Raw genomic sequence first — 13,305 nt, 5'->3', positions numbered from 1 at the left:
CCACTTGTTCCCGATCACCGTCCCGAACCAATTCCGGCGGATTGCGTTGGTGCGCAAACAGGAGGCTTCGATGCTGGACGTGCGGCTGGTGACAACTTCCCTGGCGCTGCTGGTTGCACTGATGAGCGTGGCGCTGGGCGAGCCCGTCAAGGATCAGGCCGCACCTGTGGTTCAAAGCGCCCCCGAAGCCCGCCCCATCCGCGTGATCCTTCCGGCGCCGTGGGAGCCGACCAAGGGCCAGGCCGAGTCCGTGCAATCTTCAAAGTAGCAAAGCACGAACGACGGCCGCACCTGAAAAGAGCCGCAACGAACTCCTCAAACGAAAGCAACCATTTCGACTCTCACTTGTTGTCGCCCGCACAATCACTTGCAGGAGACAACAACATGAAACATCTGACAATTCTGGCCGCAACCTTGTTGCTGCTTGGTTCGGTGCCCGCGGGCGCTCAGTCGCAGCCGGCGCAAAGCGGGCCGGGCAACAACGCCGTGAACAGTTCCGACCAGAACAACTCCAACGCGCCGGTCGCGGGCCGCAACAGCTTCACCGAGGGACAGGCGAAATCGCGGATCGAGGGCGCGGGCTATTCCAACGTCTCCGGCCTGCAGAAGGACAACGAGGGCGTCTGGCGCGGCAAGGCCGACAAGGCCGGCACCAAGACCGACGTCAGCGTCGACTTTCAGGGCAACGTCAACCCCGCCAAGTAATTTCCGCCAAGTAATTCGCGCAAGTCATCCGCGAGCAAGGAGATCCAGACATGACGACCACCATCTCTCGCCTGTACGACAATTACGCCGATGCCGAGCGGGCCGTGACCCGGCTCGAAAGCGCCGGCGTGCCGCATTCCGACATCAGCCTCGTCGCCAACAATTCGGACAACTGGTACGGCTCACGCTCCGGCAAGGTCGATCGTGACCGCGACGGCACCGATGATCGCGCCGAAGGCGCCGGCACGGGTGCCGGCATCGGCGCTGGGCTCGGCGGCGCCGCCGGCCTGCTCGCAGGTCTTGGCCTCCTTGCCATCCCGGGCCTTGGTCCGGTGGTCGCGGCCGGATGGCTCGCCTCGACCGCGGCCGGCGCGGCTGCCGGCGCGGCCACCGGCGGAATCATCGGCGCCCTGACCGAGGCCGGCGTCTCCAGGGAAGACGCATCGCGTTATGCCGAGGGCGTCCGCCGCGGCGGCACACTGGTGTCCGCGAGGGTGCCGGACCAGGACCGCGCGCGCCTCGATGCGCTTCTGCACGAGCGATCGGTCAACCTTCAGGAGCGCAGCGCCGCATGGCAGAAGTCCGGCTGGACCGACTTCGACGCCGCAAGCCCGCCATTGTCGCCGGAGGATGTCGTCCGCGAGCGCGAACTCTACGGCGTAGGCTCGCGGCGATAGAGCGGCAGAGCTCCGACACGACAAAGGCCCCGCGATGCGGGGCCTTTTTGTCATCGCGACGCCGGCACTCGTTGATGATCTTGCCGGTGTTTTGCCCGACGGGTCAAACTTTATCTCAAATGCCGCAAAGCGGATTGGCCGAAGTGAAATCTCTTCGCCTCATGCTGGGACATGTCGCCTGGACGGGGCAAGCCGGAGAGACCTTCGATGTATTACGTCGCCGCTGCATTGCTGGTGCTGTCGGGACTGTTCTATTCCGCCAGCCGTCATGAGCTCGGCCAATTCGGCGCGGACGTGTGCAGGTATGGCGGCACGTTCTGCGACAACCCGGTGGTTCTCTTCACCGGCGCGGCGCTGGCCGCGGCCTGGGGCATGTTCGTCAGCATCAGGTAGGCCGATGATGGCAATATAGCCCTGTTTTGCCCGACGGAGCAAACTCGACTTAGCATTTTCGGAAATCAGCCGCCCGCTTCGGCAGCGGGAACTTATGGCATTCGATTCGCATTTGCTAAAGACGACGTCCGCACCCGTTCGAGCCCGTTCATGAGCGACAGCGCCCTCACCCCGACGAAATCCGCGCCGACGCTGTTGCAACGGCTGGGGCCCGGCCTCATCACCGGAGCTGCCGACGACGACCCGTCGGGTATCGCCACCTATTCGCAGGCCGGCGCGCAATTCGGCTTCGGTCTGTTGTGGACCGTGTTTCTGACCACGCCGTTCATGATCGCGATCCAACTCGTCAGCGCGCAGATCGGCCGCGTCACCGGCAAGGGGCTCGCCGCCAACGTCATGCGCGTCGCGCCGCGCTGGGCGGTGCTGGCGCTGGTGTCAATGCTGGTCGCTGCGAACACGTTCAACATCGCCGCCGACATCGCCGCGATGGCCGAGGCGCTCTCGCTCGTCATCGGCGGCCTCAACCACGAGCACGCGCTGATCTTCGCGGCCGGCTCGACCCTGCTGCAGGTGTTCGTGCCCTATCGCCGCTATTCGCCGGTGCTGAAATTCCTCACGCTGGCGCTGTTCGCCTATGTCGCGACCGCCTTCACGGTGCAGATTCCCTGGAGCACGGCGCTGCTCGCCGCGGTCTGGCCGAAGCCGAACGTCAGCGCCGACTATCTCCTGATGGTCGTGGCCGTGCTCGGCACCACCATCAGCCCCTATCTGTTCTTCTGGCAGGCCTCGCAGGAGGTCGAGGAGATGAACCAGGGCGAGCGCGACAAGCCGCTTCGCCAGCTCAAGCGCGGCGGCGATCACGAGCTCGACCGCATCAAGACGGACACCATCTCCGGCATGCTGCTCTCGAACGGCATCGCCTTCTTCATCATCCTGACCACCGCATCGGTCCTGCACGCCAACGGCATCACGAATATCGGCTCGGCGACGGAAGCGGCCGAAGCGCTGCGGCCGCTGGCCGGCGATTTCACCTTCGCCCTGTTCGCGACCGGCATCATCGGCACGGGCCTGCTCGCGATTCCCGTGCTGGCGGGCTCGGCGGCCTATGGCGTTGCCGAGATCTTCGGCTGGCGCGCCACGCTGGAGGCCAAGCCGGACGAGGCGGCCGGCTTCTACACCATCATCGCCGCGGCAACCCTGATCGGCTTCGGCCTCGGCTTCACCGGCATCGACTCGATCAACATGCTGGTGTGGAGCGCGGTGCTCAACGGCATCGTCGCCGTCCCCATCATGGCGATGATGATGCTGATCGTCTCGAACCGCACCATCATGGGCCGCTTCAGGGCCCGCTCCTGGCTGATCGCGCTGGGCTGGCTCGGCACCGCAGTCATGGCGCTCGCCGTTCTCGCTTTGCTCGGCTCGTCGGTGATCGGCTGACGCAAGGCCTGCTTCGGACGCGCTGCCGCGCCGCATCTCTGCATCTTCCCGCCGTCCCGCGCTTGGCTTAACAATGCGGTCCGGGCCCGGCTCAAGATCGGGCGACAAGAAAAGCCCGGCCGGGCGACAGGGAGCGACATGACCAAATCTTCAAAAGCAACGAGCCTCGAGATCCTCGCCTGCGATGCCGGCTGGAGAAACTATCATTTCGTCAAGCTGACGACCGAGGACGGCATCGTCGGCTGGAGCGAATTCGACGAAGGCTTCGGCTCGCCCGGCGTTGGCGCGGCGATCCAGCGCCTCTCGGCGCGGGTGATCGGGCAGAACGTCTTCCAGCACGAGCGCATCTTTGCCGAATTGTTCGCCGCGACGCGTCCTGCGGCCGGCGGCGTGGTGGCGCAAGCGTTAGGGGCGATCGAGAATGCGCTGCTCGATGCCAAGGCGAAATCGCTCGGCATTCCCTGCTATGAGCTGCTCGGCGGCAAGATCCGCGATCGTGTCAGGGTGTACTGGTCGCATTGCGCCACGTGGCGCATCAATCATCCGTCCTGGTACAAGCCGGCGATCGAAACTCTCGACGGCGTCAAGGCGATGGGCCGCGAGGTCCGCGAGAAGAAGTTCACCGCACTCAAGACCAACATCTTTTCCTATGACGAGGGCAAGCCGACCGGCTGGCGCCCCGGATTCGGCTCGCCCTTCGCGCCCGAGATCAACGTCGACCGCAAGATCCTGCGCGACCTGCACATGCATCTGGAAGCGATCCGCGACGGCGCCGGGCCCGACGTCGACATCCTGCTCGACTGCAACTTCAACGCCAAGACCGAAGGCTACTTGAAGATTCTGCGCACCATCGCTGACCTCGACATGTTCTGGGTCGAGATCGACAGCTTCAATCCGGAAGCGCTCGGCTACATTCGTAAGCAAAGCCCGCACCCGATCTCATCCTGCGAGACGCTGCTCTCCTTGCGCGAATTCCTGCCCTATTTCCACGCGCAGGCCATGGATGTCGCGATCATCGACACGCCCTGGAACGGCGTCTGGCAGTCGATGAAGATCGCTGCGGCGGCCGAAGCCTTCGAGGTCAATGTTGCCCCGCACAATTTCTACGGCCATCTCTGTTCGATGATGAACGCGCATTTCTGCGCCGCGGTGCCGAACCTGCGCATCATGGAGATCGACATCGATCGTCTGTCCTGGGATCGCGAGCTGTTCACGCACGAGCCGGAGATCGAGAACGGCCATCTCATCATCCCGAACCGGCCCGGCTGGGGCACCGAGCCGAACGAGGACGCCTTGCGGGCCCATCCGCCGAAGACGAGTGGCGGGCTCCTCAACTACGGCCGCAAGAGCTGAGAGGCTAAAGCATGATCCGGAAAAGTGTGCAGCGGTTTTCCGAAAGATCATGCTCAAACGACAACCTACAGCGCGATGACGATTCGTCGCGCTTTACGGCGTCACGGGATTGACGGTCGGAGACGTCTTCGGCCGCTGCGGCTCGATCGGTGATTTCGGATCGGTCGGGAGCACCAGGGCACCGGCGGCGCGCGCCGCTTCCCCCGTGGTCGCGTACATCGCGACATGGGCCGGCTGTGTCTTGGCCCGGCTCCACGGGCCGTGGTCGACGATCAGCATGGCCGCGATCGTCACGCCCGCCACGATCAACGCCATCACGCCGGGATGGCGCAGGGCTCTGGACATGGAGTACGCGAAGCGACCATTTGTCATCGAAGGGTCCGCAATTTTCCTATCGCACGTTAATTCGGTCGAGCACCCTCCGGTTCCCCTGACCGTGAGCAGGTTCCCGATGAAAGACGCCCCTATTAAGCGTCGAACACGACGCGCAAGACCACCACGATGGTCGCCGAGATGAGACATGAAATCGCAAGCAGGGTCCAACTCGGCCTCGTGCTCGTGCGGGCCACGCCGACAACGAGCATCTTCATGCACGTCAACATTCATCCCTGGGAAGGCGGTGCAGGTAGGCTATCCCGAAAGAGGCGAGCTCTTCGGTATCGCTTGGGTGCTCTTCCCACCTCCTCTGCAGATGGCGTTCCAGCAGACAGCGCCTTGTGTCGTGCGCGGCGACCTCGGGGTGCCGCGCCCGGTACACCGTCCAGGCGGTGTCCGCGGCGTTCTTCAAGACCATGTCGTCGTCCATGCCTGCTCTCCGGAAATCCGAACTCGTGGCGTCCCAACTTAAGGACAGGCTCCAAAGTTTCCGGTTTTTCCCGGTATTCGACCCTTTAATGATTCAGGGGCGATTTGATCGGATTCTTTCTCGGCGCGCCGCGCGCCGGCTCGGGGCAGTCCCGAACCTCTTGGAGGCATTTGGTCGAACTGATGGGAACGGCGGGCGTCGCCGTCCAGGCCCGAATTCTCGGTGACGCCGTCCCGACGCCGAGCACCCATTGGCTCTCGCCACCGGCCAGCAGCAACCATTGCTTATTCTTCCCGTTACTCCTTGGGGCAATGTGATGTGAGAGGTATGTTGATGAAGAAGATTGCAATGTCAGCCTTGATGGCCGGCGCTCTAGGCCTGAGCTCGATCGCAGCAACGTCTCCCGCCGAAGCCCATTGGCGAGGTTGGGGACCTGGCATCGCCGGCGGCCTGGTCGCAGGCGCCGTCATTGGTGGCCTTGCCTCCTCCGCCTACGGCTGGGGACCCGGCTATGGCTACTATGGCGGTCCCCGCTATTACAGTGCCGGTTACTACGGCGGCCCCTACGCCTACGACTACGGATACGACGAACCCTATCGATGGGGCGGTGGCTACACCACCACCTACTACACGGCGCCCGTTTCCTACAGCTATCGCTATCGCCGCGTCGTGCGCCCCGCCTACGCCTATTACAGCGGGTCCTATCCGGTCGTTCGGCACCACTGGCATCGGCACCACCGCCATTGGTGAGAGCAGCCGATCAGGCGCCACGAGAGCCGCGCTCGACATGGGCGCGGCCTTTCGCTTGCAGGCCAGCGGCCATCACTCGCCTGGTGCGATGGCATTGCTCGGCGTCGGCCGGTCCGTGATCTGCTGGCCGAACAGGCTGCCGATCAATTCGACCGCCGTGCGCGCGGTCCGACCGCGTTCGTCCAGGAACGGATTGAGCTCGACGATGTCGACCGATCCGACGACGCCGGAATCGTGCAGCAGCTCCATGATCAGATGCGCCTCGCGATAGGTGGCGCCACCCGGCACGGTGGTGCCGACGCCCGGCGCCACGGAAGGGTCGAGGAAATCGACGTCGAAGCTGACATGCAGCACGCCATTGCTCGCCTTGACCCGTTCGATGACGCGGCGGATCAGGACAGCGACACCGAACTCGTCGATCTGGCGCATGTCGACGATCCTGATCCGGCGCGTGCGCATCAGCTCCTTCTCGAGCTTGTCGATCGAACGCGCGCCGAACAGATCGATCTTGTCCGGGGCGATCGAGGCGCGTGGATCGTCGCCGAGCAGGCCGTCGAGCCCGGGCTCGCCGCACAGGAACGCGGCTGACATGCCGTGCATGTTCGCGGTGATCGTCGTCTCCGGCGTGTTGTAGTCGGCATGGGCGTCGAGCCAGAGCACGAACAGTTCGCGGCCGCGCTCCTGCCAATGCCGCGCCATGGCATTGACCGACCCCATCGACAGCGTGTGATCGCCGCCGAGAAAGATCGGCAGCGCACCGGTTGTCGCGATCTCATAGCCTCTGCGGCTCAGAACGCGCGTCCAGCGCTGGATCTCGCGGTAATGATTGGCCTGTTCGGGCGGCCTGTCGGTGAGGTCCCGGACTTCGGCTATGGACAGATCGCCATAATCGACGACCTCGAAATCAAGGCTTTCCAGCAATGTCGCGAGGCCGGCGGTGCGCAGCGCCGCAGGCCCCATCAAGGTGCCGCGCTGCGAAGCCCCCATGTCGATGGGAGCGCCGAGCAAGGCGATGTGCCGGGCTCGATCCGTCATGGTCCGGTCGGTCACGGCTGTCTCCTGACGTCAGCAAGGTTCACCCAGCCTAACAGAGATTCGCGCCCGTCGTTTCCCGGGGAGCGCGCAAGCCGCCGGCATATCATCCGGAACAAAATCCCCTGCGCTGAATTGCTCATCCAAGGCCGGCACCCGCCGTCAATCACGGCGCCTGTCGCGGATAGCCAAAGGTCATGAGAACCCGCTGTTCAAAACGAGCGCTCGCGCGGATAGCCAAAGGTGCCGGCTTCGATCATCACGCCAGGAGGTCGCGTCCTTGAGCACGGAGATACCGCAATCCTCGTCCCAGCCCGGCATGGCCGAGCGTGCCATCGATACGGCCGCGGACGTCTCCCGCACCATTGGTGAAGTCGCCGGAGGCCTGCACGCAGCGGTCGATCGCCTCACCTCCGCAGTCGAGGAATCGCGCAAGCCCGGCGGGGCACTCGCGACGGTTTCCGCGATCACGCGCGAAGCACCGCTTGCCAGCCTGTTCGTCGCCTTCCTGTTTGGCGTCGCGGTGGCGCGCCGGCGGTAGCTGTTCTGCGATCGCCCTCTGGGTGAAACCGTCCTGCGTCAGGCCTGGCTCGGCGCTGCGGTCCGGCCTCGGAGCCGATCTACCTCAGAGCCAAGCGGAGTGCTACTTTTACCAACGAAAGGTCAGCGCCACAGAGTGTGGCGCCAGCATCGCCTTATACGGTCGAGAACGGCTAATCTAGCTGATGCTTCACGAAAGCGGCACTTACGTGAAGCTGCTCGCCCCCGGCGAAAATCTCCTCGCTTTATAATAGGAACGTCTCCGTTCCGGATGCTTTCCGGAAAGCAACGAGCCGGAGCTCCGCCAACAGTGCCGTGCTGCTGTTCACTTGCAGGGCAAGCCCGACGGATCGGCCCGCTATGCCGAGCACGTTAATTGCTACGTCCGCAATGGCGCGGAATATCCCAGCCTTGCCGCCCTGCTCCGCGCGATCGAGGCCGAACACGCTTACAACGAGACGTGATATGTAGGTGGTCCTCAGAACAGTCCCTACGCTCTTCTTCACTGGCTCAGATCAGACCCACGATCATCAAGACTCCGATCTCAATCATGAGGAGCGTAGCCGTTGCCGCGGAGATGAGGAACAAATCACCTAATGACAGGTGCATGATTTGCCTCACAATTTGCCCTAGAAGCGGCCCTTACATCCTTGGAACGGGGCGACAGGGCGGGATGATGGGGCCGCTTCTAGGAGGTCCTTGACGCGTTCATCCGGCGCCAAGCGGCTCTCATTCTAATCCAAATTTAAATCTCGTCCAGAATTTAATTCATTTAAAATTGCGTATTATATTAATATTTAATTGCGCCAGGACTTGAACGATGCAGTCCGCTGGGGAATTAGTTTCTTTACGGCGAGCTATCTATCTGCCCGAGCATGCGAGGGACACAAGCTGTGGCTGGCGACAGCCGGCAAGCAAGCCTCCTCGGGGCCTGACTGGATCCAAGACGATGACCGAATGCATGCGTGACAACGAGCGCGTGCGGCTGCTCTCTCTCGCAATGGCACCGAGGGACCAAGCGGTACCTGGATCGATGAGGCGGCTCTGAAGAATCGCCAGACAAGGAACCAGCCCGGCGCCAGCGCAGTGCTCTGCGGGCACAAGCAGCTTTAATCTGCCCGGCGCATGAGATTGGCTTCGGCGAAAAGCGGTGGCGAGCGGGAACGTTGAGACGGAGCTGAGGTTGATCGAAAAAGAAGAGATTGGCGGCGCCAGCTGAGCACACTGATGGACAAGACCTTCGTCTATGATGCGTTGAGGCAGGTCGAGCGCGATGTAGTTGAAGGAGAACGACGCCTTGCAGAGCAAGAGAGAGCGATCCTTCAGTTGAAGCGGGAAGGAAAGGATACCGCTACCGCTGAAATAGAGTTGGACACATTGCGCAGAGCCCAGCGTGTTCTTGATCAGGACCGACAACGCCTCCTTTCGCTGTTACAGCCTTGAACGGGTGACGGCATTCGACGCCTCTGTGCGTTAGAGCATGATCCGGAAAAGTGCGTAGCGGTTTTCCGATAAGATCATACTCAAACAATAACCTAAAGCGCGATGACGATTCATCCTAATCGCATCGCGCTTTGGTGCATCGTGAAAATCGCTGCGGAGCCAAAGCTGACGCGAACCAATGTCCCTCAACGCTGTTGTCTGCGACCGCCCCCTAGTGAGACCATCCTCCGTCAGGACTGGCTCGCGCTGCGGTTCGGTCCCGGAGCCGAGTACCGAAGGCACTATTCGTCGCATTGCCGCGGTGGCACCTGCCAACGGTAGACTTCACCTTGAAGGGTCGAATGCTGAGCGCGGCTCGCGCAAGCGTCCGCCGATTGCGTTCGCGATGTCGCCGTGCTTTAGGCAGCAGCACGGCCGCTTGAGCAACTTGCCAACGCGAACAGCCTAACGTCTGCCGTGGGGTCATAAGCGCGCTTCACGCGCGAGCCGCCCCTTTCCTTGGCACGAATAGCCAGCGCAGGCAGATCATCGCCTTATGCGTAAACGCCGCGCAGTCGTTTGAGGGTGCGTTCTGTCAGAAAGCCGGAAAGCCGGGACGGGTCTGCTGGTGGATTCAGTCTTTTTGTTTCTCGCCTGCGCTTCTTCCATCAGAGCTTTTCGAGCGCTCTTCGAAACGATCAGCGCCCTTAGCTAGATCCTGCCCCATCTTGCTCTCGGTTTTTTCTTCCTCCTTGGAAGCTGCTTCGCGCAAGCCTTCAGCGGCCCGTTTCCCCGCTTTTGATGATTTTCGTTCGTCGTCCATTTTTGGCTCCCTCCTCATCAAGATGCTTACCAGCTGCTGGTCCTCAGCTGAGATGGACAACGTTCCAATTAGATCGTCTGAACATGGTTCCAAGTTCCGCGGGGCTCTCAGTCGGATCGCGTGCGACTCCGTCGAATACCGTGATAGAGTAATCACGAAAGCAGAAGCGGTTGTTCGGAGTTTCCAATGAAAGCCAAGTGGGCTCTCTTTGTGAGCTTCTTTCTCGTGATCGTCCCGGGCTATCCCGCAGCCCAACCGGTGGAAGTGCTTTGGCTTGGGCACGCAACGACCCGCATCACTAGTGTCGCCGGCAAAGTGATAGTGATTGATCCCTTCCTCACCAGAAACCCGAAGACGCCGCCTGAGTACCGGGACTTGAAGGCGATTGGAAAAGTGGACCTGATCCTAGTGACGCACGGCCACCAGGATCATATTTCCGATCTCCTCGATCTGGCACGTCTGACGGGCGCCAAGGTTCTTGCCAATTACGAGTTCGGACGAAATCTTGTCGCGCTGGGTCTCCTTGAAGAGAACAACGTCATTGCCATGAATAGGGGCGGCATGGCCGAGCCGCTCGGCCGGGGCGTCAAGATCCATATGGTGCCGGCCGATCACAGCTCGTCGCTCGACTACAATATTCTCGGCATAAGGAACCCTGACCAGTCAGCATCCATCCGGCAAGGCGGAGGGGCCGGAGTTTCCGTTGGCTACGTGATTGAGATGGAGAACGGCTTCAAGGTCTACCACACGGGCGACACCAGCGCCTTTGGCGACATGGCGCTCATTCGGGAGCTCCACAACCCGGACCTCGCGCTGGTGTGCATCGGGGGCTTTTTCACCATGGGGCCTGACGAAGCCGCTTACGCGGTTCGGGAGCTGATCAAGCCGAAAGCGGTGATACCAATACACTACGGCACCTTTCCGGTGCTGAACCGAACCCCGGCCGAATTCAAGAAGGCTTTAGGATCTACTAGTGTCCAGGTCTTGGACGTCGCCCCAGGTCAGGTAATGAGATTTTGAGGCCGCTAATCGGGCACGTTGGCGAGTCTAAGGCCCGTCGCCATGCGTTCCCAATCCGCTGAATCCTTGAAGGGATACCAGAAAGCAGTTCCTCGAATAGAGAGTGGGTCTAGTCCCTGTCGATTCTTCTCGGCCAACGAAAAGATCCGTTCAGCGTCCGCTTTCCGGCCCAAATGGCCGTAGGCGGCGAGAAGCACACGATAAGCCCATCGGTCGTCTGAATTGAGAGCGATAGCCCGCTCCAAGCTTGCCGCTGCACTTTGAAATTGCTCCAACCCGAATTGGGCCAATCCGAGTTCATAAAAGTAAGAAGGTGGGGAGAATGGATTGAGCCGCATGCCATGGAGGACGAGCTCAAGAGCCTTGGCCGGCTGACCGGCTAAGCTCAACGCTCCAGCGAGCGCGACGTAGGCGTTCGCGTCGTTGGGATCCATGCTGATTGCTCGCTCTCCCTCTTTGATCGCCTTCTCGTGCATTCCTTGCTGAGACAGAATGGCCGAAGCGACCTGATGATTGAGGGAAATCGGAGACTGTTGTGCTTTTGTGATGTACTCTTCAGCCTTCAAGCGCGCATCGTGCACCGATCTTAGCCCGAACCTCTCTTCCTGCCATTGTCTCCTTGCAATCTGCCAGTATGTGGCCGCGAGCGCAGCAAAAGCACGAGAGTAATTCGGCTCGATTTCGATCGCTCGCTCGAAGTGGCCGATCGCCTCGCGCGCGGCCTTCGGATTCTGCTGAAGGTACCTGTTCCAACCCTTCAGGAATTCGTCGTAGGCCACCGGGTTTTCGGTGCGCTTGGTGGCGATTTGCCCCTGCTCCTTGGATGTCAACTGAACCGCCAATGTTCGCGTGATCTTGCCGGCGATTTCGTCTTGCAGCCCGAAAACATCTCCCATCGCGCCCTCGTAGCGATCTGCCCAGAGCTGCCCGCCGCTCGCCGCATCGACCAGTCGAACGTTGATGCGAATCCGGTCCGCGGCTCGGCGCACGCTGCCTTCCACCACGTAGCGGACCCCGAGATCCGCAGCGGCCTTTCGCACGTCCACGGCAGTGTTCTTGAAGGTAAAGGTGGAGTTGCGGGCGACGACGAAGAGCCCGGCCACTTTGGAAAGCTCGTTGATCACATCATCGGTAATCCCATCCGAGAAGTATTCTTGGGCTTTGTCGTCGCTGAGATTGGAGAACGGCAGCACGGCAACTGAGGGTTTGTCGGACCGCACCGGGGTGCTGTCGCCCGCGTTCTGCACCCCGCCTCGCTGCTGGGCCCCCATCCACCACACGGCTCCGCCCGCGCTCGCAAGCACCAGGGAAGCGACGGCGATCGCAGCAAGGGCAATGCTTCGCGCCCGCTGCGACGCGCCATCGTGCGCGGTCGGGTCGGCGAAGCCCGTCCGCGCCGAGCCCAGGCTCTCGCTCGAAACAGCGTAGGCCTGGACCGCTCGGTCGATGTTCTTGAGTTTTTTAAGACCCAGATTCTTGAAAGAGAATGGGAGCGCCTTGTGGACCTGCTCGTAGACGGCGCCCGAGATGCACACGCCCCCTGGCTCGGCGACTTCTTGGAGCCGCGCGCCGACATTGACCCCATCTCCAAGCAGATCTCGCCCGCGCGCTACGACATCCCCCACGTGAATACCGATCCGGAACTGGACACGCCGGTCTCGAGCGATCTCTCGTCCCATTTCTAGCAGTCGACCCTGGACCGCAACGCCGCATTGAACGGCATCGACCGCGCTCGGGAACTCCGCCAGGACGCTGTCACCCGCAGTGTTGGCAATCCGGCCCCCATGCTCCTCAATGAGAGCGTCCATGACCTCACGCGCGCTGGCGAGGCTTTTCAAGGTGCCAAGTTCGTCCAGGCCTACCAATCGCGAGTAGCCCGCGACGTCCGCCGCAAAAATCGCGGCAAGGTGCCGCTCAACCCGTTGTTCCTGCCGCAGCGGCATCCATCGTCAGCCTTTGGGGTGCCTAGCAATTCTGCAGCTTGAGATGCAAGGTTTCAAGGCACAGCGGGGTACGAAGCGAGGCTTTGGTACGTGAGGGTCGGCTGTCCGGCGAGTCGACGCCCAGCGGACGCCACCGCTGACACTCGGACCGGCTTGAATCAGGACTGATGTACTCCGTCCGGACCCCAGTCGCTGACGTCCGACCGGTGATCCGTCGTCAGGCAGGAAAGCCTAGCCGGGTACGTTCGAGTAAGGCCGTGTTGGCTCGGGCAGCTCCTTGTCGTCTGCATTCATTCCATTGCGGCAGGTCGGCTTTGGGGCAAAGGCTGCCCTCGGCGGCTCCGGCGACGGTTTCCCCTCAGCCCTCGGAAGCGGACGCTGCGAGCCTAAGAGGCGAAGTCAGCG

At 62.0% G+C, this 13,305-nt stretch carries 15 protein-coding genes; 10 read left to right on the top strand and 5 right to left on the bottom strand.

Annotated elements, in window-relative coordinates:
* The first annotated feature begins 4 nt into the window (after positions 1–4).
* From I6F31_RS11595 to I6F31_RS11570, 6 genes are all read left to right on the top strand, one after another.
* A complete protein-coding gene (locus I6F31_RS11595; RefSeq protein ID WP_225172388.1) occupies positions 5–268 on the top strand; it encodes a hypothetical protein in 264 nt (87 codons plus the stop codon).
* Between the two features lie 116 nt (positions 269–384).
* On the top strand, positions 385–705 hold the full coding sequence (locus I6F31_RS11590) for a hypothetical protein (RefSeq protein WP_225172387.1): 321 nt from the start codon (positions 385–387) through the stop codon (positions 703–705).
* A 50-nt stretch (positions 706–755) separates the two neighbouring features.
* The gene (locus I6F31_RS11585) at positions 756–1,382 is read left to right on the top strand and encodes a hypothetical protein (protein WP_036028865.1); all 627 of its coding nucleotides are present in this window, start codon (positions 756–758) and stop codon (positions 1,380–1,382) included.
* Between the two features lie 207 nt (positions 1,383–1,589).
* Positions 1,590–1,775, top strand: a complete 186-nt coding sequence (locus I6F31_RS11580; protein ID WP_036007759.1) for a hypothetical protein — start codon at positions 1,590–1,592, stop codon at positions 1,773–1,775.
* Positions 1,776–1,925: 150 nt separating this feature from the next.
* A complete protein-coding gene (locus I6F31_RS11575) occupies positions 1,926–3,212 on the top strand; it encodes a divalent metal cation transporter (RefSeq protein ID WP_036007761.1) in 1,287 nt (428 codons plus the stop codon).
* A gap of 138 nt (positions 3,213–3,350) precedes the next feature.
* Positions 3,351–4,565: a mandelate racemase/muconate lactonizing enzyme family protein gene (locus tag I6F31_RS11570; RefSeq protein WP_225185415.1), complete on the top strand. Its 1,215-nt coding sequence runs from the start codon at positions 3,351–3,353 to the stop codon at positions 4,563–4,565.
* A 93-nt stretch (positions 4,566–4,658) separates the two neighbouring features.
* On the opposite strand, the gene I6F31_RS11565 is transcribed toward I6F31_RS11570, so the two are convergent.
* Both I6F31_RS11565 and I6F31_RS11560 read right to left on the bottom strand, forming a co-directional pair.
* Positions 4,659–4,937: a hypothetical protein gene (locus I6F31_RS11565; protein WP_225185414.1), complete on the bottom strand. Its 279-nt coding sequence runs from the start codon at positions 4,935–4,937 to the stop codon at positions 4,659–4,661.
* Between the two features lie 223 nt (positions 4,938–5,160).
* On the bottom strand, positions 5,161–5,370 hold the full coding sequence (locus tag I6F31_RS11560) for a hypothetical protein (protein ID WP_036007651.1): 210 nt from the start codon (positions 5,368–5,370) through the stop codon (positions 5,161–5,163).
* A gap of 333 nt (positions 5,371–5,703) precedes the next feature.
* On the opposite strand from I6F31_RS11560, the gene I6F31_RS11555 reads away from it, so the two are divergent.
* Complete coding sequence (locus I6F31_RS11555) at positions 5,704–6,120, top strand: hypothetical protein (protein WP_225185413.1); 417 nt, start codon at positions 5,704–5,706, stop codon at positions 6,118–6,120.
* Positions 6,121–6,192: 72 nt separating this feature from the next.
* Here the strand turns inward: I6F31_RS11555 and rocF are convergent, their stop codons facing one another.
* Complete coding sequence (gene rocF / locus I6F31_RS11550; protein ID WP_225185412.1) at positions 6,193–7,170, bottom strand: arginase; 978 nt, start codon at positions 7,168–7,170, stop codon at positions 6,193–6,195.
* Between the two features lie 262 nt (positions 7,171–7,432).
* Between rocF and I6F31_RS11545 the strand changes: the two genes are divergently transcribed.
* Positions 7,433–7,693 (top strand): hypothetical protein, encoded by a 261-nt coding sequence (locus tag I6F31_RS11545; protein ID WP_036007657.1) that lies wholly within the window; start codon positions 7,433–7,435, stop codon positions 7,691–7,693.
* A 1,226-nt stretch (positions 7,694–8,919) separates the two neighbouring features.
* A complete protein-coding gene (locus tag I6F31_RS11540; RefSeq protein WP_036028847.1) occupies positions 8,920–9,135 on the top strand; it encodes a hypothetical protein in 216 nt (71 codons plus the stop codon).
* 613 nt (positions 9,136–9,748) lie between these two features.
* Here I6F31_RS11540 and I6F31_RS11535 read toward each other — a convergent pair.
* Positions 9,749–9,937, bottom strand: coding sequence for a hypothetical protein (locus I6F31_RS11535; RefSeq protein WP_225130304.1), 189 nt, complete (start codon positions 9,935–9,937; stop codon positions 9,749–9,751).
* A 186-nt stretch (positions 9,938–10,123) separates the two neighbouring features.
* On the opposite strand from I6F31_RS11535, the gene I6F31_RS11530 reads away from it, so the two are divergent.
* Positions 10,124–10,957, top strand: a complete 834-nt coding sequence (locus I6F31_RS11530; RefSeq protein ID WP_050992072.1) for a metal-dependent hydrolase — start codon at positions 10,124–10,126, stop codon at positions 10,955–10,957.
* Positions 10,958–10,962: 5 nt separating this feature from the next.
* Here the strand turns inward: I6F31_RS11530 and I6F31_RS11525 are convergent, their stop codons facing one another.
* Positions 10,963–12,900: an adenylate/guanylate cyclase domain-containing protein gene (locus I6F31_RS11525; protein WP_225152376.1), complete on the bottom strand. Its 1,938-nt coding sequence runs from the start codon at positions 12,898–12,900 to the stop codon at positions 10,963–10,965.
* Positions 12,901–13,305: the final 405 nt, after the last annotated feature.

Origin of the sequence: Bradyrhizobium sp. NBAIM01 (assembly GCF_020194115.1) — a bacterium.
GTDB lineage: Bacteria > Pseudomonadota > Alphaproteobacteria > Rhizobiales > Xanthobacteraceae > Bradyrhizobium > Bradyrhizobium yuanmingense.
This window is presented reverse-complemented; position numbering and strand designations above follow the sequence as displayed.

Excerpts from the sequence above, each read along its gene's own strand:
- I6F31_RS11590 (WP_225172387.1), top strand. The coding sequence starts at position 385 with ATGAAACATCTGACAATTCTGGCCGCAACCTTGTTGCTGCTTGGTTCG.
- I6F31_RS11585 (WP_036028865.1), top strand. The coding sequence starts at position 756 with ATGACGACCACCATCTCTCGCCTGTACGACAATTACGCCGATGCCGAG.
- I6F31_RS11580 (WP_036007759.1), top strand. The coding sequence starts at position 1,590 with ATGTATTACGTCGCCGCTGCATTGCTGGTGCTGTCGGGACTGTTCTAT.
- I6F31_RS11575 (WP_036007761.1), top strand. The coding sequence starts at position 1,926 with ATGAGCGACAGCGCCCTCACCCCGACGAAATCCGCGCCGACGCTGTTG.
- I6F31_RS11570 (WP_225185415.1), top strand. The coding sequence starts at position 3,351 with ATGACCAAATCTTCAAAAGCAACGAGCCTCGAGATCCTCGCCTGCGAT.
- I6F31_RS11565 (WP_225185414.1), bottom strand. The coding sequence starts at position 4,937 with ATGACAAATGGTCGCTTCGCGTACTCCATGTCCAGAGCCCTGCGCCAT.
- I6F31_RS11560 (WP_036007651.1), bottom strand. The coding sequence starts at position 5,370 with ATGGACGACGACATGGTCTTGAAGAACGCCGCGGACACCGCCTGGACG.
- I6F31_RS11555 (WP_225185413.1), top strand. The coding sequence starts at position 5,704 with ATGAAGAAGATTGCAATGTCAGCCTTGATGGCCGGCGCTCTAGGCCTG.
- I6F31_RS11540 (WP_036028847.1), top strand. The coding sequence starts at position 8,920 with ATGGACAAGACCTTCGTCTATGATGCGTTGAGGCAGGTCGAGCGCGAT.
- I6F31_RS11535 (WP_225130304.1), bottom strand. The coding sequence starts at position 9,937 with ATGGACGACGAACGAAAATCATCAAAAGCGGGGAAACGGGCCGCTGAA.
- I6F31_RS11530 (WP_050992072.1), top strand. The coding sequence starts at position 10,124 with ATGAAAGCCAAGTGGGCTCTCTTTGTGAGCTTCTTTCTCGTGATCGTC.
- I6F31_RS11525 (WP_225152376.1), bottom strand. The coding sequence starts at position 12,900 with ATGCCGCTGCGGCAGGAACAACGGGTTGAGCGGCACCTTGCCGCGATT.